At 63.0% G+C, this 20,428-nt stretch carries 17 protein-coding genes; 14 read left to right on the top strand and 3 right to left on the bottom strand.

Annotated features, from left to right (window positions below):
* Positions 1-5 precede the first annotated feature (5 nt).
* The 3 genes from BM193_RS03415 to BM193_RS03405 are packed head-to-tail and all read left to right on the top strand — an operon-like array spanning position 6 to position 3,342.
* Complete coding sequence (locus BM193_RS03415; RefSeq protein ID WP_092795381.1) at positions 6-494, top strand: CvpA family protein; 489 nt, start codon at positions 6-8, stop codon at positions 492-494.
* A gap of 39 nt (positions 495-533) precedes the next feature.
* Complete coding sequence (gene purF, locus BM193_RS03410) at positions 534-2,057, top strand: amidophosphoribosyltransferase (protein WP_092795379.1); 1,524 nt, start codon at positions 534-536, stop codon at positions 2,055-2,057.
* A 43-nt stretch (positions 2,058-2,100) separates the two neighbouring features.
* On the top strand, positions 2,101-3,342 hold the full coding sequence (locus tag BM193_RS03405) for a cystathionine gamma-synthase family protein (protein WP_092795377.1): 1,242 nt from the start codon (positions 2,101-2,103) through the stop codon (positions 3,340-3,342).
* A gap of 222 nt (positions 3,343-3,564) precedes the next feature.
* Here the strand turns inward: BM193_RS03405 and lexA are convergent, their stop codons facing one another.
* Positions 3,565-4,200 carry a transcriptional repressor LexA gene (lexA, locus tag BM193_RS03400; protein WP_071322550.1) on the bottom strand — a complete coding sequence of 212 codons (636 nt, stop codon included), beginning with the start codon at positions 4,198-4,200 and terminating at the stop codon, positions 3,565-3,567.
* Positions 4,201-4,476: 276 nt separating this feature from the next.
* Between lexA and rpsF the strand changes: the two genes are divergently transcribed.
* The 7 genes from rpsF to BM193_RS03365 all read left to right on the top strand — a co-directional run bounded on the left by rpsF (position 4,477) and on the right by BM193_RS03365 (position 9,281).
* Positions 4,477-4,866, top strand: coding sequence for a 30S ribosomal protein S6 (rpsF, locus tag BM193_RS03395; protein ID WP_034750499.1), 390 nt, complete (start codon positions 4,477-4,479; stop codon positions 4,864-4,866).
* 20 nt (positions 4,867-4,886) lie between these two features.
* A complete protein-coding gene (gene priB / locus BM193_RS03390; RefSeq protein WP_034783455.1) occupies positions 4,887-5,186 on the top strand; it encodes a primosomal replication protein N in 300 nt (99 codons plus the stop codon).
* 25 nt (positions 5,187-5,211) lie between these two features.
* Positions 5,212-5,502 carry a 30S ribosomal protein S18 gene (rpsR, locus tag BM193_RS03385; protein ID WP_010400024.1) on the top strand — a complete coding sequence of 97 codons (291 nt, stop codon included), beginning with the start codon at positions 5,212-5,214 and terminating at the stop codon, positions 5,500-5,502.
* 27 nt (positions 5,503-5,529) lie between these two features.
* The gene (gene rplI / locus BM193_RS03380) at positions 5,530-5,985 is read left to right on the top strand and encodes a 50S ribosomal protein L9 (RefSeq protein WP_034783456.1); all 456 of its coding nucleotides are present in this window, start codon (positions 5,530-5,532) and stop codon (positions 5,983-5,985) included.
* A 135-nt stretch (positions 5,986-6,120) separates the two neighbouring features.
* On the top strand, positions 6,121-7,506 hold the full coding sequence (locus BM193_RS03375) for a replicative DNA helicase (RefSeq protein ID WP_071322553.1): 1,386 nt from the start codon (positions 6,121-6,123) through the stop codon (positions 7,504-7,506).
* Between the two features lie 95 nt (positions 7,507-7,601).
* The gene (locus tag BM193_RS03370; protein ID WP_010400015.1) at positions 7,602-8,228 is read left to right on the top strand and encodes a DUF47 domain-containing protein; all 627 of its coding nucleotides are present in this window, start codon (positions 7,602-7,604) and stop codon (positions 8,226-8,228) included.
* A 39-nt stretch (positions 8,229-8,267) separates the two neighbouring features.
* Positions 8,268-9,281: an inorganic phosphate transporter gene (locus BM193_RS03365; RefSeq protein ID WP_092795375.1), complete on the top strand. Its 1,014-nt coding sequence runs from the start codon at positions 8,268-8,270 to the stop codon at positions 9,279-9,281.
* Between the two features lie 64 nt (positions 9,282-9,345).
* Here BM193_RS03365 and BM193_RS28675 read toward each other — a convergent pair whose 3' ends face one another.
* Together BM193_RS28675 and BM193_RS03360 are read right to left on the bottom strand one after the other, a co-directional pair.
* Positions 9,346-9,516, bottom strand: coding sequence for a hypothetical protein (locus BM193_RS28675; RefSeq protein ID WP_175533135.1), 171 nt, complete (start codon positions 9,514-9,516; stop codon positions 9,346-9,348).
* A gap of 89 nt (positions 9,517-9,605) precedes the next feature.
* Entirely contained in the window at positions 9,606-10,496 is an 891-nt protein-coding gene (locus BM193_RS03360; RefSeq protein ID WP_092795373.1) for an MBL fold metallo-hydrolase, read from the bottom strand.
* A 190-nt stretch (positions 10,497-10,686) separates the two neighbouring features.
* On the opposite strand from BM193_RS03360, the gene BM193_RS03355 reads away from it, so the two are divergent.
* The 4 genes from BM193_RS03355 to BM193_RS28670 all read left to right on the top strand — a co-directional run.
* Positions 10,687-12,309 carry an HD domain-containing phosphohydrolase gene (locus BM193_RS03355; protein WP_092795371.1) on the top strand — a complete coding sequence of 541 codons (1,623 nt, stop codon included), beginning with the start codon at positions 10,687-10,689 and terminating at the stop codon, positions 12,307-12,309.
* Between the two features lie 77 nt (positions 12,310-12,386).
* Positions 12,387-14,579, top strand: a complete 2,193-nt coding sequence (locus tag BM193_RS03350) for a CHASE2 domain-containing protein (RefSeq protein ID WP_092796999.1) — start codon at positions 12,387-12,389, stop codon at positions 14,577-14,579.
* 217 nt (positions 14,580-14,796) lie between these two features.
* Positions 14,797-16,407, top strand: coding sequence for a ShlB/FhaC/HecB family hemolysin secretion/activation protein (locus BM193_RS03345; RefSeq protein ID WP_092795369.1), 1,611 nt, complete (start codon positions 14,797-14,799; stop codon positions 16,405-16,407).
* Positions 16,408-16,423: 16 nt separating this feature from the next.
* On the top strand, positions 16,424-20,428 hold a 4,005-nt coding region (locus BM193_RS28670; protein WP_175533134.1), incomplete at its 3' end, for a two-partner secretion domain-containing protein.

Here is a 20,428-nt window from a genome sequence, read left to right as displayed (position 1 = left end):
CGCGCGTGACGATCTTCGATTACCTGGTGCTGTTCGTGCTGGTGACGTCCGTGCTGATCAGCATGATGCGTGGTCTGGTCAAGGAAATCCTGTCATTGGTCAGCTGGATCGTGGCCTTCGTCATTGCCAACGCGTATGGCGCCACCCTGGCGAAATTCCTGCCGGAAGCCGTGCCAGGCGAAGCCGTCCGTTTGTTGCTGGCTTTCGTGGTGCTGTTCATCGGCGTGCGCATTTTGATGGGATTGCTGTCCATGACGGTCGACGCGCTCGTCAAGGTGACGGGCCTGAGCCTGGCCGACCGCACCCTGGGCAGCCTGTTCGGTGTGGCGCGGGGTCTTGTGATCGTGCTGACCGCCGTCATCTTGTGTGGCATGACGTCCATCCCGCAGCAGCCCTTCTGGAAAAACGCGCTGCTCAGCCCGCTCGCGGAGCAGGGCGCGCGCGCCATCAAGCCTTATCTGCCTGCCGCTTACGCGCAGCATGTGAAATTTTGAATTTTTTTTAAAATCAGTAGCACAGTTTAGGAGCACACCATGTGTGGCATCGTCGGCGTCGTTTCCCATCAACCTGTCAATCAATTGCTCTATGATGCATTGTTGCTTCTGCAACATCGCGGTCAGGATGCGGCAGGGATTGCGACCAATCACAGCAGTATGTTTTCCATGCACAAGGCCAATGGTCTCGTGCGTGACGTCTTCCGTACGCGCAACATGCGTTCGCTGCAAGGCACCACCGGCATCGGCCACTGTCGCTATCCGACGGCCGGTTCGTCGAGCGAAGAGGAAGCACAGCCGTTTTATGTGAATGCGCCGTTCGGCATCACCCTGGCGCACAATGGCAACCTGACCAACTGGGAACAGTTGAAGCTGGAAATGTTCAAGAACGACCGCCGCCACATCAATACCGATTCCGACTCGGAAGTGCTGCTCAACGTGCTGGCGCATGAAATCCAGGAAGCGACGACGGGCCTGAACCTGGACCCGGAAGCCATCTTCAAGGCCGTTACCGTGCTGAACCGCCGCGTCAAGGGCGGTTACGCCGCCGTGGCGCAAATCGCCGGCGTGGGCTTGCTGGCCTTCCGCGATCCGCACGGCATCCGTCCGCTGTGCCTGGGCATCAATGAAACGGAGCAGGGCCCCGAATACCTGATCGCTTCCGAATCCGTGGCCCTGGAAGGCATGGGCTTCCGCTTCGTGCGCGACATCGGTCCCGGCGAAGCCGTCTTCATCGACGCCGACAAGCAATTGCACAGCGCCCAATGCGCCGACAATGCCAGCCTGAACCCGTGCGTCTTCGAATTCGTCTACCTGGCCCGTCCCGATTCCGTCATCGACGGCGCTTCCGTGTACGCCACGCGCCTGAAAATGGGCGAATACCTGGCTGAAAAGATCCGCACCGAGTTGCCTGGCGTGCATATCGACGTGGTCATGCCGATTCCCGATTCCTCGCGTCCGGCCGCCATCCAGCTGGCCATGGCGCTGAACATCGAGTACCGCGAAGGCTTCATCAAGAACCGCTACATCGGCCGTACCTTCATCATGCCGGGCCAGGCGGCGCGCAAGAAGTCCGTGCGCCAGAAGCTCAACGCGATTCCGTCCGAGTTCAAGGATAAAGTGGTCTTGCTGGTCGACGACTCCATCGTGCGCGGCACCACCAGCCGTGAAATCGTGCAGATGGCGCGGGAAGCGGGCGCGACGAAAGTCATCTTCGCCTCGGCCGCGCCACCGGTGATCTACCCGAACGTGTACGGCATCGACATGCCGACGCGCGACGAACTGATCGCCTACGGCCGCACGACGGAAGAAGTCTGCCGCGAAATCACGGCCGACTACCTGGTGTACCAGGATATCGAAGCGCTGAAGCAGGCCATCGCCGACGTCAACCCGGCCCTGACCAGCTTCGAGGCTTCGTGCTTCGATGGCGTGTACGTGACGGGCGACGTGTCGCAGGAATACCTGGACCGCCTGGAATATGCGCGCCACCATCCGAAGGCGGCAGCGCCTGAAGATACGCCGCGTTCCCAGCTGAACCTGAACCTGGCAACGACAGAAGCGTAATTATCTTGCCCGGCTAGCGCCGGGCTTTTTTTGCTCCGCGATCATGAACGATAAAAAAAACTACGGCTTTACCACCACCATCCTGCATAACGACCGCCGCAAGGGCATCGAGCACGGCTCGCTGCACAAGCCCGTGCACACCTCCGTCGCCTTCGGCTATGGCGATGCGCGCCAGCTCGCGTCCGTGTTCCAGGGCAAGGAGCCGGGCTTCCGCTATGGCCGCCAGGGCAACCCGACCGTGTCCGCGCTGGAAGACAAGGTCAACAAGATGGAAGACGGCGTCGCCACCCTGTGCTTCGCCACCGGCATGGGCGCCATCGGCGCCGTGGTGCAATCGCTGTTGCGCGCGGGCGACCATGTCGTCTCGTCCGCCTTTTTGTTTGGCAACACCAACAGCCTGTGGCAAACGGTGACGGGGCAGGGCATCGGCGTGTCCTTCGTCGACGCCACCGACGTGGCCAATGTGGCGGCCGCCATCACGCCGGCCACGCGCATCGTGTTCGTGGAAACCATCGCCAATCCGCGCACGCAGATCGCCGACCTGGCAAAGATCGGCGACCTGTGCCGCGACAAGGGCATCCTGTACATCGTCGACAACACCATGACGACACCCTACCTGTTCCGCCCGAAAGCCGTGGGTGCGGGCCTGGTGGTGAATGCCTTGACGAAATCCATCGGCGGCCACGGCAATGCCCTGGGCGGCAGCTTGACGGACACGGGCGTGTTCGACTGGACGCAATATCCGAATATTTTCGAGAATTACAAAAAGGCGGCGCCCGCGCAGTGGGGCATCGCGCAAATCCGCGCCAAGGCCTTGCGCGACTTCGGCGCCTCGCTGGGGCCGGAAGCGGCGCACCATATCGCCGTCGGCGCGGAAACCATGGCCTTGCGCATGGACCGCACCTGTTCCAACGCGCTGGCGCTGGCGAGCATGCTGGCCGCCGACCCGCGCGTGGCCGCCGTGCATTATCCCGGCTTGCCGTCGCACCCGCAGCATGCGCTGGCCAGCGAGCTGTTCCGCAGCTATGGCTCGCTGTTCAGCTTTGAACTGAAGGATGGCATCGACTGCTTCGATTTCCTCAATCGTCTCAATCTGGCCATTCCCGCAAGCAACCTCGGCGACACGCGCACCCTGGTCATTCCCGTCGCCCACACGATTTTCTATGAGATGGGCGCCGAGCGCCGCGCCAGCATGGGCATCGCCGAATCGCTGATCCGCGTTTCGGTGGGCATCGAGGATGAGGCGGATCTGCTGGAGGATTTCCGCCAGGCACTCGATGCCTAAGTCGCCGGACAAATGAACAGGGCCGCCACAGTCATGCTGTTGCGGCCCTTTGTTCGTGCAGTCGTTCACTGCCAGCTGCGCATCAGTCCCACGGCCAGGCCTTGCTGGGCGAATTCATCTTCCGGCAGCAGTTCGATGACGGAAACTTACGGGTCAGGCATGCGAGTGGGCCGCAACTGAAAACTGGGGTCAGACCCGGCGGGTCTGACCCCGGCATGCAATTTAATGCCAGCTGCGCATCAAGCCGACTGCTAAGCCTTCCAGGGCGAATTCGTCTTCCGGCGACACGGTGATGACCTTGAAGTCAGGGTTTTCCGGCAGCAGTTCGATGACGGAGCCCGTCTTCTTGTAGCGCTTGACGGTGACTTCGTCGCCGATGCGGGCGACGACGATCTGGCCGTTCTTGGCGCTGTCGACCTTTTTGACAGCCAGTAAATCGCCATCCATGATGCCGGCGTCGCGCATGGACCAGCCGCGCACCTTGAGCAGGAAGTCGGGCTTGGCCGAGAACAGGGCCGGGTCCACGTTGTAGCTCGCTTCCAGGTTTTCCTGCGCGAGGATGGGCGAGCCGGCCGCCACCCGGCCGATCAGCGGCAGCGACATCAGCAGGGCGGCCGGCACTTTCGACGGCAGCGTTTCGGCTGCCGCGCCGATCAGGCGGATGCCGCGCGAGGTGCCGGGCGAAATCTCGATGGCGCCCTTGCGGGCCAGGGCCTGCAAATGCTCTTCGGCCGCGTTGGCCGATTTGAAACCCAGTTCATTGGCGATCTCGGCACGGGTGGGAGGAAAACCCGTATTTTCAATCGCGTCCTTGATCAGGTTCAGGATTTGTTCTTGTCGTGCTGTCAGCTTGATCATGAGCGGTGGGTGCATACTAAAATGCTGTCTATATGAACAGTCTGTATTTTTGTACAGTATCGCCCACTATGCAAGGGGATTTCGGCGATTTGCGCAAATTTTGCGTGAAATAGTCGGATGGGGCGGAAAAAGCGCCTGGCCGGTCCCGCGCGCGGGGACCTTGTTGAAGGAATGATTGAAACGTTTGCAAAAGGCGGTTATAATCTTCGGCTGACCTTCCCACACCCGTCTTGACGCCGGGGTGGGCGATTATCAATCCGACCTGAAGGAGTTTGCATGCGTCATTATGAAATAGTCTTTATCGTCCATCCGGACCAAAGCGAGCAAGTGCCCGCGATGATCGAACGCTACAAAGCCAGCGTAACCACCCGCGGCGGTTCGGTTCACCGCGTGGAAGATTGGGGCCGCCGTCAAATGGCTTACTCGATCCAAAAGCTGCCTAAAGCACACTACATCTGCCTGAACATCGAATGCGACAACGAGACCCTGGTCGAGTTGGAAACTGCATTCAAATTCAATGATGCCGTGTTGCGTCACCTGACCGTTAAAATGAAGAAAGCTGAAACAGCTCCTTCGCCGATGATGAAATCGGTACAACGCGAAGACGCGGCCAAAAGCCACCGCACCGAAGCACCAGCAGCCGCTCCAGCCGCAGCAGCCGCTTAATTTTTGACCAGGATCGTGCGCTGAACCAGCTACAAGTTACCGCCATCATTGCCGAGCGCGAAATATTGCGCTATACCCCGGCAGGGCTGCCGATTGTGAATGCAGTATTGCAACACAGTTCGCAGCAGATGGAAGCAGGGATTGCCCGTTTGACCGAGTTTGATGTCGCCGCGCTAGCCGCTGGCGAAATTTCAGGCCGGTTCAGCCAGGCAAGCTTGGGCGGGGTATATCAGTTCACGGGTTTCCTGGCCAGAAAAAGCCGCAACAGCAAGAGTTTGGTGTTTCACATCATTGATTTTAGTGCAGTCAATTCTGACTAGCGCATTTTAGATACAGGAGCCTGACATGGCATTCGGTAAAAAGTTCGACAAAAATAAGCTCAAGCTTAAAGAAAAACGCAAACAGCAAAACCCGTTGTTCAAACGCAAGAAGTTCTGCCGCTTCACCGCAGCTCACGTTGAGCAAGTCGACTACAAAGACGTCGACACGCTGAAAGACTTCGTCCAAGAAAACGGCAAGATCATGCCAGCACGCCTGACCGGTACCAAAGCGCACTACCAGCGCCAAGTTGACACCGCAATCAAGCGCGCTCGCTTCCTCGCGCTGCTGCCATACACCGATCTGCACCACGCTTAATCGGTCAGATATTCCTGGAGAAGAACTATGCAAATCATTCTGTTAGAAAAAGTTGTTAACGTCGGTAACCTCGGCGAAGTCGTCAAAGTCAAAGACGGTTACGCACGTAACTTCCTGATCCCGCAACGCCTGGCACGTCGTGCCACGGCAACCGCTGTGGCTGAATTCGAAGTCAAGCGCGCCGAACTGGAAAAAGCTGCAGCCGCCAAACTGGCCGCATCGCAAGCCCAGGGCGAAAAACTGAGCGGCCTGACCGTTCAAGTTGCTCAAAAAGCTGGCGTCGATGGCCGTCTGTTCGGTTCCGTCACCAACTTCGACATCGCTGAAGCGCTGACCAAGCAAGGTTTTGCTGTTGAAAAAGCACAAATCCGCATGCCTACCGGCCCGCTGAAGATCGTTGGCGAGCACAACGTTTCGGTTGCTCTGCACACCGACGTGGTCGTGGAAGTGGTGATCGCTGTCGTACCAGACGCGAACGCGTAATCGTCTGCGGGCCTGGCCCGCAAGCGCTGCCGCACTATGAAAAGCCGGGTTCGCCCGGCTTTTTTGTGGCCTTTTTTTCGTCGATTTTTCGCCCTTTTTTTTTGCCCTGACGCCGAAGCAGGTATAATTCGCGCCATGAACGCCCCCTCTGATCCGCAACTGGATTCCCTCCGTATTCCGCCGCATTCGATCGAAGCAGAACAATCCGTCATCGGTGGTCTGCTGCGCGACAATGCCGCGTATGACCGCATCGCCGACTTCATGCATGCGGAGGATTTCTATCGCTATGACCATCGCATCATCTTCGAGCAAATCGTCAAGATGGTTAACGCTTCCAAGCCAGCCGATGTCATTACTGTTTTTGAAACCCTGACCCAGCTCGGCAAGGCCGAGGATGTGGGCGGACTCGCTTACCTGAACGCCATGGCGCAAAACACGCCATCGGCCGCGAACATCCGGCGCTATGCCGAGATCGTGCGCGACCGCGGCGTGCTGCGTAAACTCATCACCGTCGCCGACGATATCTCCGGCACGGCCTTCAGCCCGCAAGGCAAGGAAGTCAAGCAGATGCTTGACGAGGCCGAATCGAAGATCTTCGCCATCGCCGAAGAAGGCGCGCGCGGCGCCCAGGGCTGGACCGCCATCCAGCCCCTGCTGACACAGGTAGTCGAGCGCATCGACGAACTGTACAGCCGCGACAACCAGAGTGAAATCACGGGCGTGCCCACCGGTTTCATCGACCTCGACCGCATGACCTCGGGTCTGCAGCCGGGCGACCTGGTGATCGTGGCGGGACGTCCGTCGATGGGCAAGACGGCGTTTTCCGTCAACATCGGCGAAAACGTGGCCATCGACAGCGGCTTGCCCGTGGCCGTGTTCTCGATGGAGATGGGCGGCGCCCAGCTGGCCATGCGTATGCTGGGCTCCGTCGGCCAGCTGGACCAGCACCGTTTGCGCACGGGCCGCCTGAACGACGAGGACTGGCCGCGCCTGACGAATGCGATCCAGAAGATGAACGACGCGCAGTTGTACATCGATGAAACGCCGGCGCTCAACTCGATCGAGTTGCGTGCCCGCTCGCGCCGTTTGTCGCGCCAATGCGGCAAGCTTGGCCTGATCATCGTCGATTACTTGCAGCTGATGTCGGCCAATACCCCGGGCGACAACCGCGCCACGGAAATTTCCGAGATTTCGCGGGGCTTGAAAGGTCTGGCGAAGGAACTCGGTTGCCCCGTGATCGCGCTGTCCCAGCTGAACCGCTCGCTGGAGCAACGCCCGAATAAACGTCCCGTCATGTCCGACTTGCGCGAATCGGGCGCTATCGAGCAGGATGCCGACGTGATCCTGTTCATTTACCGCGACGAGGTGTATAACCCCGACTCGCCGGACAAGGGGACGGCCGAAATCATCATCGGTAAACAACGTAACGGTCCAATCGGCAGCATCCGCCTCACCTTCATGGGGCAGTACACCAAATTTGGCAATTACAGTGGTGGCCTGGCGCTTTACCAAGGCGACTAACACAGCAGCACTGGCAATTCCATCGGCCGCCCCTTCATCAAAAGGGGCGGCTTTCTGTAGTAAATAACACGACTCAATGCTTAACGGAGAATGACATGTTTGGACGCTTGATGCCCACTGAGGGCAAGTTTTTTGAATTGTTTAACCAGCACGCGGAACTGTGCGTCAAGGGCGCAAAAGAGATGCTCGGCCTGATGACCAATTTCGACGACCTGGAAAACCGCGTGCATGCAATTGAAAGCATCGAGAAACAGGCCGACAAAGTCACTTACGCCACCGTGGAAATGCTGCACAAGACCTTCATCACGCCGATCGACCGCGATGACATCCACCAGCTGATCACGCGCCAGGACGACATCCTGGACTTGCTGGAAGATGCGGCGCAAACCGTCTCGCTGTACGACTTGAAAGCCGTTACGCCGGAAGCCAAGCGCCTGGCCGAACTGGTGCTGGCCTGCACCGAGAAAGTGCGCGACGCCGTCGCCATGCTGCACAACATGGACAACTCGCGCAAGATCGTCGCCATCTGCGAAGAGATCGACCGCCTGGAATCGGACGCCGACCACGTGATGCGCGCCGCCATGTCCAAGCTGTTCCGCGACGAACCGGACGTGCGCAACCTGATCAAGCTGAAAGCGATCTACGAAATTCTGGAAACCGTGACCGACCGTTGCGAAGATGTGTCCAATATTATCGAAGGCATCATCGTCGAAAACGCGTAAGCGTTGGGCCTGTCCTGAACCAGAATCAGAAAAGAAACTATAATGACCATACAAATCAGCATCTACGTGCTAGGCCTGTTGATCGTCCTGGCGCTGCTGTTTGACTTCATGAACGGCTTCCACGATGCCGCCAACGCGATCGCCACGGTGGTCTCGACGGGCGTATTGAAACCGCAGACCGCCGTTGCCATGGCCGCCACGTTCAACTTCGTCGCCATCTTCGTGTTCCACCAGCTGACCGTGGCCGCCACGGTGGGAAAAGGAACCATTGACCCGGCGGTGATCGACCAGTACGTGATCTTCGGCGCCCTGATGGGCGCCATCTTCTGGAACCTGTTTACCTGGTACTACGGCATTCCATCGTCGTCCTCGCACGCGCTGATCGGCGGCCTGGTGGGCGCAGCTGTCGCCAAGTCGGGCACGGGCGCGCTGGTCGCGGCCGGCCTGTGGAAAACCGTCGCCTTCATCGTCATCGCACCGGTGCTGGGCTTCGTCTTCGGCTCGATCATGATGCTGCTGGTGTCGTGGATTTTTGTCCGTTCGACGCCGCGCAAGGTCGATAAATGGTTCCGCCGCCTGCAGCTGGTCTCGGCGGCCGCCTACAGCCTGGGCCACGGCGGCAACGATGCGCAAAAAACCATCGGCATCATCTGGATGCTGCTGATCGCCGCCGGTTATTCGAACGCGGCGGACCAGATGCCGCCGATGTGGGTCATCATCTCGTGCTACACGGCCATCAGCTTCGGCACCCTGTTCGGCGGCTGGCGCATCGTCAAGACCATGGGCCAGAAGATCACCAAGCTCAAACCGGTCGGCGGCTTCTGCGCCGAAACGGGCGGCGCGATCACCCTGTTCGTCTCGACGGCGCTGGGTATTCCCGTGTCGACCACGCATACGATCACGGGCGCCATCGTCGGCGTCGGCTCGTCGCAGAAGATGTCGGCCGTGCGCTGGGGCGTGGCAGGCAATATCGTCTGGGCCTGGATCTTCACGATTCCCGCTTCGGCTTTCGTGGCAGCAGTGGCCTGGTGGATTGGCCACCACATCATGTAATGGATAGCCAACGCCAGTAAAAAGGGAGCCTTGCGGCTCCCTTTTTTTATGCTTGCCGCCATGCTTACTGGCCGCGCGGGCCCTTGTCGCCGCCCTGATGCTGTTTCAGGCCATCATTCTGGCGGATCGCGCCTTTATCATGCTCGGCTTGCTGGCGGATCTTGCTTGCTTCCTGCTGGGCTTGCAGATCTTCCTGTTGCTGCTGTTCGCGTGGCGTGTCGTGGGGTTTGCTCATGGCGCTCTCCTTGAATGGTAGGTGTCCATGATGCCGCGTGCCGGCCAGCCCCACCGTTCGCTGCGCAACATAGCGCCAGCTTCAGCGGGTCAAGCCAGTTCCACCGTCAAGCCCTCGTAGGCGAGGAAGACCTGCAAGCCATTCAGGCGTCCCGCGTGGCGGCCCATCACGTCGGCGAACACGGCTTCGAGCTGCTCGTCGCTGCGCGTCGGTTCGTGGTGGGTACAGTACAGGCGCCGCGCGCCGCAGCGCAGGGCCAGTTCGAAGGCGGCGTCGAAGGTGCCGTGGCCCCAGCCCTGCTTGCCCGGATATTCCTCGCGCGTGTACGAACAATCCATGATCAGCGCATCGACGCCGGCCACCAGCGCGTCGATGCCGGCCTGGCGCTGCGCATTGCGCGCCGCGCAGGCCGCGTGCTCGGCATGGCCGGGCGGATGCAGGTTGTAGAACGGTTCATGGTCGCCGCTGAAAAACAGCGCGGCGCCGCCGCAGTCGATGCGGTAGCCCAGGTTGATGACGGGATGGTTCATTTCCGCGCCGCGCACGCGCGCGCCGCCCACGTCGACGCTGTCGCCCGGCGCCAGGGTGCGGTACTCGATGCTGGCCGCCATGGCCGCTTCACTGACGGGAAAATAACTGTTTTGCAGCTGCACCGCCATCACGTGCTCGATGCCGCGCCCGGCCACCGCGTCGTAGGCGCCGTGCAGGCGCATGCGATTGCCGGCCACGAACAGCGGTGAAAACATGGGCAGGCCGTGGATATGGTCCCAGTGGCTGTGCGTGATGAAGACGTGCGCATCCACCGGCTGCCCCGCCGGCAGCTGCTGCGCCAGCGAAAAGATGCCGCTGCCCGCATCGAGGATGATCAGGCTGTCGTCATCGGTGCGCACCTCGATGCAGGTGGTGTTGCCGCCATAGCGGGCCGTGCGCGGACCGGGGGAGGGGATCGAACCGCGTACCCCCCTGAACGTGAATTTCATCCAGTACCTTGTTACAGTGTAATTATTGTTGATTCTATTCTAATTAATGAGATTGGCGGCAACATTTATGCGTGTTGCAACACGGCAAGTTATTTCATTTTGTTGTAACTAAGTAATGTACAGTGCGCAGGGTGGCCGTTACACTGGCGCTTGCCGACGTCCCCATCTTTCTTACCGGATCGCCCATAACATGCCTCAGCTGCACCCCGAGAAGATCGCCCAGCGCCTGGAGCAATTGACCGAGCTCAGTGTCGCGCTCGGCCATGGCATCGGCGGCGAGGGGCGCGATATCGGTCCCCTGCTGCAGCGCATCGTGCTGCTGGCGAAAAGCATGAGCGGCGCCGATGGCGCGACCCTGTACCGGCCCGCGCCCGATGGCCGGCGGCTCGATTTCCACATCAGCGTCAACGACAGTCTGGGCATCGCGCCAGGCACCGACGTGGGCCTGCCCGGCGTGCCCCTGTTCGACGGCGCGGGCCAGCCCAACCTGGCGTCGGTGGCCGCGTATGCGGCCCATATGCGCCGCTGCGTGAATATCGCCGACGTGTACCGCGACGAAGCCTTCAATTTTTCCGGCATGCGCGCCTTCGACCGCCACCACGGCTATCACACGCAATCGATCCTGACGGTACCCATGGGCGACCACGAGGGCGACCTGATCGGCGTGCTGCAGCTGGTGAATGCCCGCGATGGCGCCAGCGGTCCCGTGCGCGCCTTTTCCTCGACGGACCAGCGCTTCATCGAGGCCCTGGCGGCGCAGGCCGGGGTGGCGCTGACGAACCAGTTGCTGATCGCGCAGCTGGAAGAGCTGCTCGAATCGCTCGTCACCCTGATCAATATCGGCATCGATGAAAAGTCGCCGTACACGGGCCGCCACTGCCAGTTCGTGCCCGAGCTGACGATGCTGCTGGCCGACGCCGCGCACGCCACGCAAACGGGGCCGCTGGCCGACTTCCGCCTCAGCGACAATGAACGCAAGCAGCTGTGGCTGGCCGGCCTGCTGCACGATTGCGGCAAGATCACCACGCCCGTGCACGTGGTCGACAAGGCCACCAAGCTGGAAACCATCTTCGACCGCATCGCCCTGATCGACACGCGCTACGAAGTGCTGCTGCGCGACGCCGAAATCGCCGCCTTGCGCCAGCAGGCGGCGCAGCCGGAATGCCAGGATGCCATCGCCCGCGCGCTGGAACGCGAGCAGGCGGCGCTGCGCGAGGAGCGCGACTTCATCCGCAGGGTGAACATCGGCGGCGAGAGCATGGCGCAGGCCGACCAGGAAAGAGTGCGGCAGATCGCCAGGCGCCGCTGGCGCGCGGCCGACGGCCAGCTGCGCGACTTCCTCGACGCCGACGAGACGGAAAACCTGACCATCCGCGCGGGCACCCTGACGGCGGCCGAGCGGGCCATCGTCAACAACCATATCAGCGTCTCGATCCGCATGCTCGAAGCGCTGCCGTGGCCCAAGCACCTGCAGAAGGTGCCCGAATATGCGGGCGGCCACCACGAGCGCATGGATGGCAAGGGCTACCCGCGCGGGCTGACGAAAGAGCAGATGTCGGTGCCGGCGCGGCTGATGGCGATTGCCGACATCTTCGAGGCGCTGACGGCGCGCGACCGTCCCTACAAGAAGGGCAAGCCGCTGTCGGAGTCCTTGCGCATCCTCGGCAATTTCAGCCTGAACGGGCATATCGACCCGGAGCTGTTCGACGTATTCATCCGCAGCAAGGTGTATCTGACCTTCGCGGAAAAGCACATGCATCCGAGCCAGATCGATGCCGTCGACGAGGCGTCCATTCCGGGCTACACCCCGTGACGAGGGCCTGGCGCGCGGCGCTGGCGCAGGCCTTGCGCAAGCATGGCGCGCGCTTTTTGCTGGGCGTGCTGCTGACCATGGCGGCCGCCATGCTGTGCCTGTCCGGCAGCGACACGATGGCGCGGCTCGACGCCATGCTGGGCGACTGGCGCATGCGCTTCTATGCGCCGCAGCTCGACAGCCGCATCGTCATCGTCGACATCGATGAAAAAAGCCTGGCCCGGGTGGGCCGCTTCCCGTGGAGCCGCGATATCCAGGCGCGCCTGGTGCGCCAGCTCACCGGCCATTACGGCGTCGCCACCTTGGGCTTTGACATTGCGTTTCCCGAAGCGGACACCAGTTCCGGCTACGCCGTGCTGCAAGGACTGGCGCAGGGCGAACTGGCCGGCGTGGCGGGCTTGCCGGCGCAGCTGGAAAAACTGCGTCCGGCCATGGATTACGATGGCCTGTTCGCCGACGCCATGCGCGGCCAGCCCGTGGTGCTGGGCTACAGCGTCTCGGAGCGGCAAGCCAAGGGCGTGCTGCCGCAGCCCGCCTTCACCGTGGCGGACCTGAATGGCCGCACGGTGACGGCCTACGTGGCGCGTGGCTACGAAGCCAATATCGCGCCGCTGCAGGCGGCCGCGCGCGGCGCCGGCATCTTCACGGCGCTCACCGATGCCGATGGCGTGGTGCGCTCCTCGACCCTGTTGCAGCGCATCGGCGACGGCTACTATCCCTCGCTGTCGCTGGCCACGGCCGCCGTCTACCTGCAGGCGCGCGCCATCGCCCCCCGCTTCACGGCCACGGCCGACACCTTGTCGGCGCGCCAGCTGGATAACGCAGGCCTGGAACACATCGTGCTGTTCACGCCGCGCGGCGCCACGGCCATCCCCGTGGGTGAGGCGCTGACCACGACGGTGCAGTACCGCGGCACGGGCGGTCCCGATGGCGGCGCGTTCCGCTATGTGTCGGCATCCGACGTACTGGCAGGCACCGTGCCGCACGCGCTGCTGCAGGGCGCCATCGTGCTGGTGGGGACCACGGCGCCCGGCCTGAACGATATCCGCGCCACGCCCGTGAATGCGGAATATCCTGGCGTGGAAGTGCACGCCAATTTGATCAAGTCCATCCTCGACGGCCGCTTCAAGGCGCGCCCCGACTATGCCTTGGCGCTCGAACTGGTGCAGATCCTGCTGTTCGGCGTGCTGCTGGCCGGCGCCCTGGCCGTGCTGCCGCCGGCCGGCGTGATGCTCGTGACGCTGGGCGCGCTGACGCTCACCATCGCCATCAACCTGTACCTGTACGCCGTGCGCGACCTGGTGCTGGGTGGCGCCGTGGTGCTGCTGCTGATCGTCGCGCTGTTCATCGTCAACCTGGCCTGGGGCTATTTTTTCGAGGTGCGCAAGGGCCGTGCGCTGGTGGCGCGTTTCGGCGAATACGTGGCGCCCGAACTGGTGGCCGAGATGGCGGACAATCCGCAGCGCTACACCATGGATGGCGAGAACCGCGAACTGACGGTGCTGTTCGCCGACGTGCGCGGTTTCACGGCCATTTCCGAGCAGCTGGCGCCGGCCGCGCTGCGCGAATATATCAACGAATATCTGACTGCCATGTCGCACGATATCCGCGACAGCCATGGCGGCACGCTCGACAAATACATCGGCGACGCCGTGATGGCCTTCTGGGGCGCGCCCGTGGCGTTTCCCGATCACGCCAGCCGCGCCGTGGCCAGCGCGCTGCTGATGCAGCAAAGCGCGGCGCGCCTGAACGGCCAGTTCGCCGCCCGCGGCTGGCCGCCGCTGCGCATCGGCATCGGCATCAATACGGGACCCATGCACGTGGGCGACATGGGCTCGCGCATCCGCCGCGCCTACACCGTGATGGGCGACAGCGTGAACCTGGCCGCGCGCCTGGAAGGGGCCAGCAAGCGCTATGGCGTGGGCATCGTCGTGGGGCCCGCCACGCGCGCGGCGGCGCCCGAATTCCTGTACCGCGAACTGGACCTGGTCAGGGTGCTGGGCAAGCAGGAGGCGGTGGCCATCTTCGAGCCGCGCTGCCTGCAGGCCGACGCGACTCCCGCCGAGCTGGCGCAGCTGGAACGCTGGCACGCGGCGCTGGCACGGCTGCGCGCCTGCGAGTGGCCGGCCGCTGGCGCACTGATCGCCCAATTGCGGGCCGATTTCCCCGACGATGGCCTGTACCGGCTGTATGGGGCGCGCGTGGAAGATTACCTGCGTACACCGCCTGCGTCCGGCTGGGATGGCGTGACGGTCCTGGATAGCAAATAGATAGCGGAAAACACGGAAAATATTAATGATTAAGCTATGTTTCATCCTCGTATGCACGATGTATGCTGCGGCGCGACGAAAATGGGGCAAAAACGTCAGAAATTTCTGACTGGAAACTAAAAGCCGTCTAAAATTTGTCTTCAATCCATTGCTGGACACGCTGCCGCTGGCGCCTGCTGCGCCGCCCGCTGGTCCGGTTACACAAGAAATCCTTCACATGACATATCGTTTGGTGCACCTGCTTGCGGGTTCCGCGCTGCTGTTCGCCGTCGGCGCCGCCGGCGCCGCCGTTTCCATGGATCCAGCCGAGCCTGTGGCGGCCGAGGACGGCGCGCCGCGCTTTGATATCAGCCGCTTCGAGGTGCAGGGCAATACCTTGCTCGACGCGGCCCAGGTGCAAGCCTTGCTGGCCCCGTTCACGGGCCGCCAGCGCGATTTTTCCCACATCGCCCGCGCCGTCGAGACGCTGGAAAATGCCTACCGCGCACGCGGCTACAGCACGGTACAGGTGCAGTTGCCGGAGCAGGAGCTGGAACGGGGCGTGGTGCGCCTGAGCGTGCTGCAAACGCCGCTGGGCAAGGTGGCCATCAGCGGCAATGCGCACGTCGACGAGGCCAACGTGCGGCGCGCCTTGCCAGCCCTGCGCGAAGGCGAGACGCCGAACCTGAATGCCTTGTCGCAAAGCCTGAAACTGGCCAATGAGAATCCGGCGCGCAAGATCGAAGTGCGCCTGCAGGCCGACGAGCAGGCGGATGCCATCGACGCCATGGTGACGGTAGCCGACGAAACGGCATGGAAAGCCATGCTCAACGTGGACAACACGGGCACGGCGGAGACGGGCAAGACGCACGTGGGCGTGGTGCTGCAGCATGCCAACCTGTGGGGCCGCGACCATGTCGCCAGCCTGCAATACACGAGCAGCCTGGAAAAGCCGGACAAGGTCGGCGTGTATGGCGCCGGCTACCATCTGCCGCTGTACGCGCTGGGCGACTCGATGGACTTTTTCGCCAGTTATTCGAACGTCGATTCGGGCAGTGTCTCGGCCGGCATCTTTGACCTGGCCGTCAGCGGCCAGGGCAGCATGGCCGGCATCCGCTACAACCAGAACTTCGCCCGCCGCGACGATTTCGAACCCAAGCTCGTGTACGGCATCGACTACAAGGCTTACCGCAACAGCGTGCAATTGTTCGGCATGGAACTGGGCGCCGACGTCACCGTGCATCCGGTCAGCGTCAGCTACATCGGCGCCTGGACCTTGCCGATGGGCGAGACCAGCGTGGCCGTCACGTTCGCGCACAATATTCCGGGTGGCAAACATGGCGCGCAAGCCGATTTCGACAGGGTGCGCGCGCAGGCCAAGGCCGCCTACAACACCTTGCGCCTGAGCGCCACGTCGGGCCGCGTGCTGGCCAATGACTGGCAATGGCGCGCGCTGTTCAACGCCCAGCTCACGCCCGACGCGCTGGTGCCGGGCGAGCAGTTCGGCGCCGGCGGCGCGGCCTCCGTGCGCGGCTTTGCCGAGCGCGAGGCATCGAACGATTCCGGCGCCAGCCTGAACCTGGAACTGTACACGCCGAACTGGTGTGAACAGGCTGCCGGCTACCAGTGTCGCGCGCTGGCCTTTTATGACACGGCCTGGCTGCGCCGCAACCACGCCTTGCCCGGTGAAAGCCCGTCGCAGGGCATCGCCAGCGGGGGCCTGGGCCTGCGCTTGCTGCTGAGCCGCTACGCGAATCTGCAACTCGATTACGCCCACGTCGCCGACGCGGGCGACACGGGCAAGCGCGGCGCCAACCGCCTGCATTTCCGCCTCGCCTTGGCCTACTAGTATCAGGATGAACACCATGCACATTACCGTCCACCACGCTGTCGTTTCCGCCCAGATGCCGCCGCCGTACGGGCCGCCCCTGCGCCGCACGGCGCTGGCGCTGCTGCTGGCCTCCTGCTTCGGCGCGGCACACGCCAATCCCGCCTTGCCGCAGGTGGTCCATGGCCAGGCGACGTTCAATCAGCAAGGCAATATCTTCTCGATCACGAACACGCCCAACACCATCATCAACTGGCAAAGTTTTTCCATCCATGCCGGTGAAATCACGCGCTTCATCCAGCAAAACGGCAATAGCGCCGTGCTCAACCGCATCACGGGGCAAGACCCCAGCAAGATCCTGGGCAGCCTGGAATCGAATGGCAAGGTATTCCTGATCAACCCGAACGGCATCGTCTTCGGCCAGGGCGCGAGAGTGGACGTGAACGGCCTGGTGGCCTCCAGCCTGGGCTTGACGAATGCGGATTTCCTGGCCGGCAAGCGCGAATTTGCGGCGGGCGGCGTTGCTGGCGGCGTCAGCAATGCAGGCGTCATCAATGCGAGCAAGGGCGGGCAAGTGCTGCTGATCGCGCCGAACGTGGAAAACACGGGCCTCATCACGGCGCCGAATGGCGAAGTGATCCTGGCCGCCGGGCGCAGCGTGCAGCTGGCCGATCCCGGCAATCCGCAGCTGCGCGTGCTGGTCTCGGCGCCAGGCGACCAGGCGCTGAACCTGGGCCAGATCATCGCCCAGGGTGGCAGCATCGGCATGGCCGGCGCGCTGGTCGGCCAGCGCGGCGTGCTCAACGCCAACAGCGCCGTCGTCGGCGACAACGGCAGGATCGTGCTCAAGGCCAGCGGCCAGACGGTCTTGTCGGCCGGCAGCGTGACCTCGGCCACGGCAGCGGCCGGCAAGGGCGGCGAGATCTCCGTGCTGGGCGAGCAGGTGGGCATGTTCGGCGATGCGAAAATCGACGCCAGCGGCGCCACGGGGGGCGGCACGGTCTTGCTGGGCGGCGATTACCTGGGCAAGAACGGGGCCGTGCAGAATGCGCGCCAGGTGGTGGTGAACCGCGATGCCAGCATCAACGCCGACGCCGTCAGCAGCGGCAAGGGCGGCAAGGTCATTGTCTGGGGCGATGAGTCGGCGCAGGTGCACGGCAGCATTTCCGCGCGCGGCGGCGCTTTTGGCGGCGACGGCGGTTTCGTGGAAACCTCGGGCCATTACCTGGCCGTCGATGGCATCCGCGTCGATACGGGCACGCGCGCCGGCAGCGGCAAGCGCGGCACCTGGCTGCTCGACCCGTATGATATCGAGGTGGTGGCGGGCTCGGGTGGCAGCCTGGGCAATGTCGACGATTTTACCCATGGTTCGCCAACCGGCAGCACCAGCATCGGCGCCAGCATCATTTCCAATGCAAACAGCAATGTGATCCTGCAGGCGACGCACCATATCAACTTCAGCAGTGCCGTGGACATGGTGAACAGCGGCATCGGCCTGACCGCCATGGCGGGCGAGACGATCAACGTGTTTGCCCCCATCACGACCAAGGGCGGCGCCGTGATCCTGTCGGCCAACGATGCCAGCAGTACCGGTGGTGCCTACGGCCTGGGAGCGAACGTCAATCTGGATGCGGCCATCACCAGCAATGGCGGCAACGTTTCTCTTTCCGGCGCCAGCGTGACGGGCAGCGGCGTGGTCAATGTCGGCAATGGCAATCTGAGCCTGCTCGCGAATATGGCAGCCGGCGGCATCAGCCTGTCGGGCACTGGCAGCCAGCTGATCGGCAGCGGCATCGCCGGCCAGACTGTAACGTTGCAGGCAGACAATGTCAGCCTCGCCGGCGGCATCAATTTCGGCGGCACGGCGGGTGGCGCAAGTGTGCTCATCAAGCCATTGAACAGTACGCGCAGCATCGACCTGGGCACCAAGTCGGGCACGGCCCTGAGCTTGAGCGTGGCGGAACTGGCCGGTATCTCGGCGTCGTCACTGACCATCGGCGATGGCACGAACACGGGCGGCATGCTCATATCGAATACGCTCACGACGGCGGGAGACCTGCACCTCAATGCAGCTTCCGCCATCACGGCCACGGGCGCTGTCGCCGTGGGCGGCAGCTTCGTGCTGGACGGCGGCAGCTGGGTGCAAAACAGCGCCAGCTTGCCAGGCTTTAGCGCCAGAAGCTTTACCGTTGGCAGCGGCGCCAGTTTCCTGCGCGTCGCCGGCGGGGATGGCGCGGCCGCGCCTTACCTGCTCGCCGATATCTATGGCTTGCAAGGCGTCGGCAGCCTTGGACTGGACAATAATTATCGCCTGGCCGGCAATATCGATGGCGGCGGCACCGTGAACTGGAATGGCGGCAAGGGTTTTATTCCCATCGCCGGCGGCGGCGCGGCCTACTCCGGCGTCTTCGATGGCGCGGGCTTTGCCATCAGCAGCCTGATCATCGATGGCGGCACCTACGATTCGCCCGTGGGCTTGTTTGGCACCCTGCAGGGCGGTACTTTGCGTAACCTGAGCCTGAACGGTGGCAGCGTCGCCGGCGTGGCCAATGTGGGGGCGCTGGTGGGCAACGTGCTCAGTGGAACGATCGACAATGTCAGCAGCAGCGCCGCCGTCAGCGGCCGGCGCAATGTGGGCGGGCTGGTCGGCAGCAACGGCGGGACGATCTCGGCGTCCGGCGCCAGCGGCACGGTGACGGGCCTGAATGCCGATGACGCGGGCAGCGTCGGCGGCCTGGCGGGATTGAACCAGGCGGGCGCCAGCATCACGGCGTCGACGGCCAGTGGCGCGGTGACGAGCGCGCGCGCCATGGTCGGCGGCCTGGTGGGCGATAATGAAGGGGCGGTTTCGCAGTCGTACGCCACGGGCACCGTGCGCGGCGCGGCGAATATCGGCGGCCTGGTGGGGCGCAACGGCGCAGCTGGCACGATCAGCAATGCCTATGCCACCGGCGCCGTGGGCGCCGCCGACAACAGCGATCCCGTCGTCGCCAGCGAAAATCTGGGCGGCCTGATCGGCTGGAGCGTGGCGGGCAGCAGCGCCAGCAATGTCTACAGCAGCGGCGCCGTGGCCGGCAGCGGTTTTGCCGCCAACACGGCGGGTGGCGTAGTGGGCCGGGCCGACCCGGGAGCGGTGGTTTCCAACGCGTTCTTTAACTATGAGACGGCTGGCATCCAGCGGGACCAGGGTGGCGCCAGCGGCCGCACGACGGCGCAGATGCAGCAGCAGGGCAGCTTCAACGGCTTTGATTTTGGCAGCACCTGGCGCATGTACGAAGGCTATACGACGCCCATGCTGAAAGCCTTCCTGAAACCGCTGCAAGTGAATGTGTCCGGCAATGCCAGCGGCAAGGTCTACGATGGCCAGCTGGCCGCTTTCCTCGGCTCGATCGGCTATGTTGGCTTGCTCGATGGCGACACGGGCGTCAATGGCAGCCTCGGCTACGGCAATGCGCGCAACGCGGGCACTTACAATTTGACGGGGCTGTGGTCGACCAAGTACGACATCACCTTCGGCGGCACCACCACCTTCGCCATCACGCCGCGCGTGCTGAGTGTCAGCATCGGCGGCAATGGCAAGGTGTATGACGGCAACCTGGGCTACGATGGCGCCAGCTTTGTGCTGGGCAACGTGGTGGCGGGCGACAGCCTTACCATCAGCGGCCAGGCTGCCTTCCTGGACAAGAACGCTGGCAGCGGCAAGGCCGTGCATGCCAGCGGCCTGGCCCTGGGCGGCAACGAGCTGGGCAACTACAGCCTGGCCGCGACGACGGCGGACGGCACGGCCACCATCAGTGCGCGCACCCTGAATATCAGCTTGAACGGCGTCAACAAGACCTATGACGGCAGCGTTGCGGCCGGCGTGAACATCGGCGACGACCGCATCCAGGGCGATGTGCTGACGGTGAGCGGCAATGCGGCGTTCGGCGACAAGAACGCCGGCACGGGTAAAACTGTCAGCGTGACGAATGTCGCGCTTGACGGCGTGGATGCGGGCAACTATGTGCTCAATGCGAACAGCGGCAGCACCACGGCCGACATC

This window comes from Janthinobacterium sp. 344 (assembly GCF_900112025.1).
Classification (GTDB): Bacteria; Pseudomonadota; Gammaproteobacteria; order Burkholderiales; family Burkholderiaceae_D; genus Janthinobacterium.
Note: the sequence above shows the minus strand (reverse complement) of the source record. Positions and strands in the feature narration are given on the sequence as shown.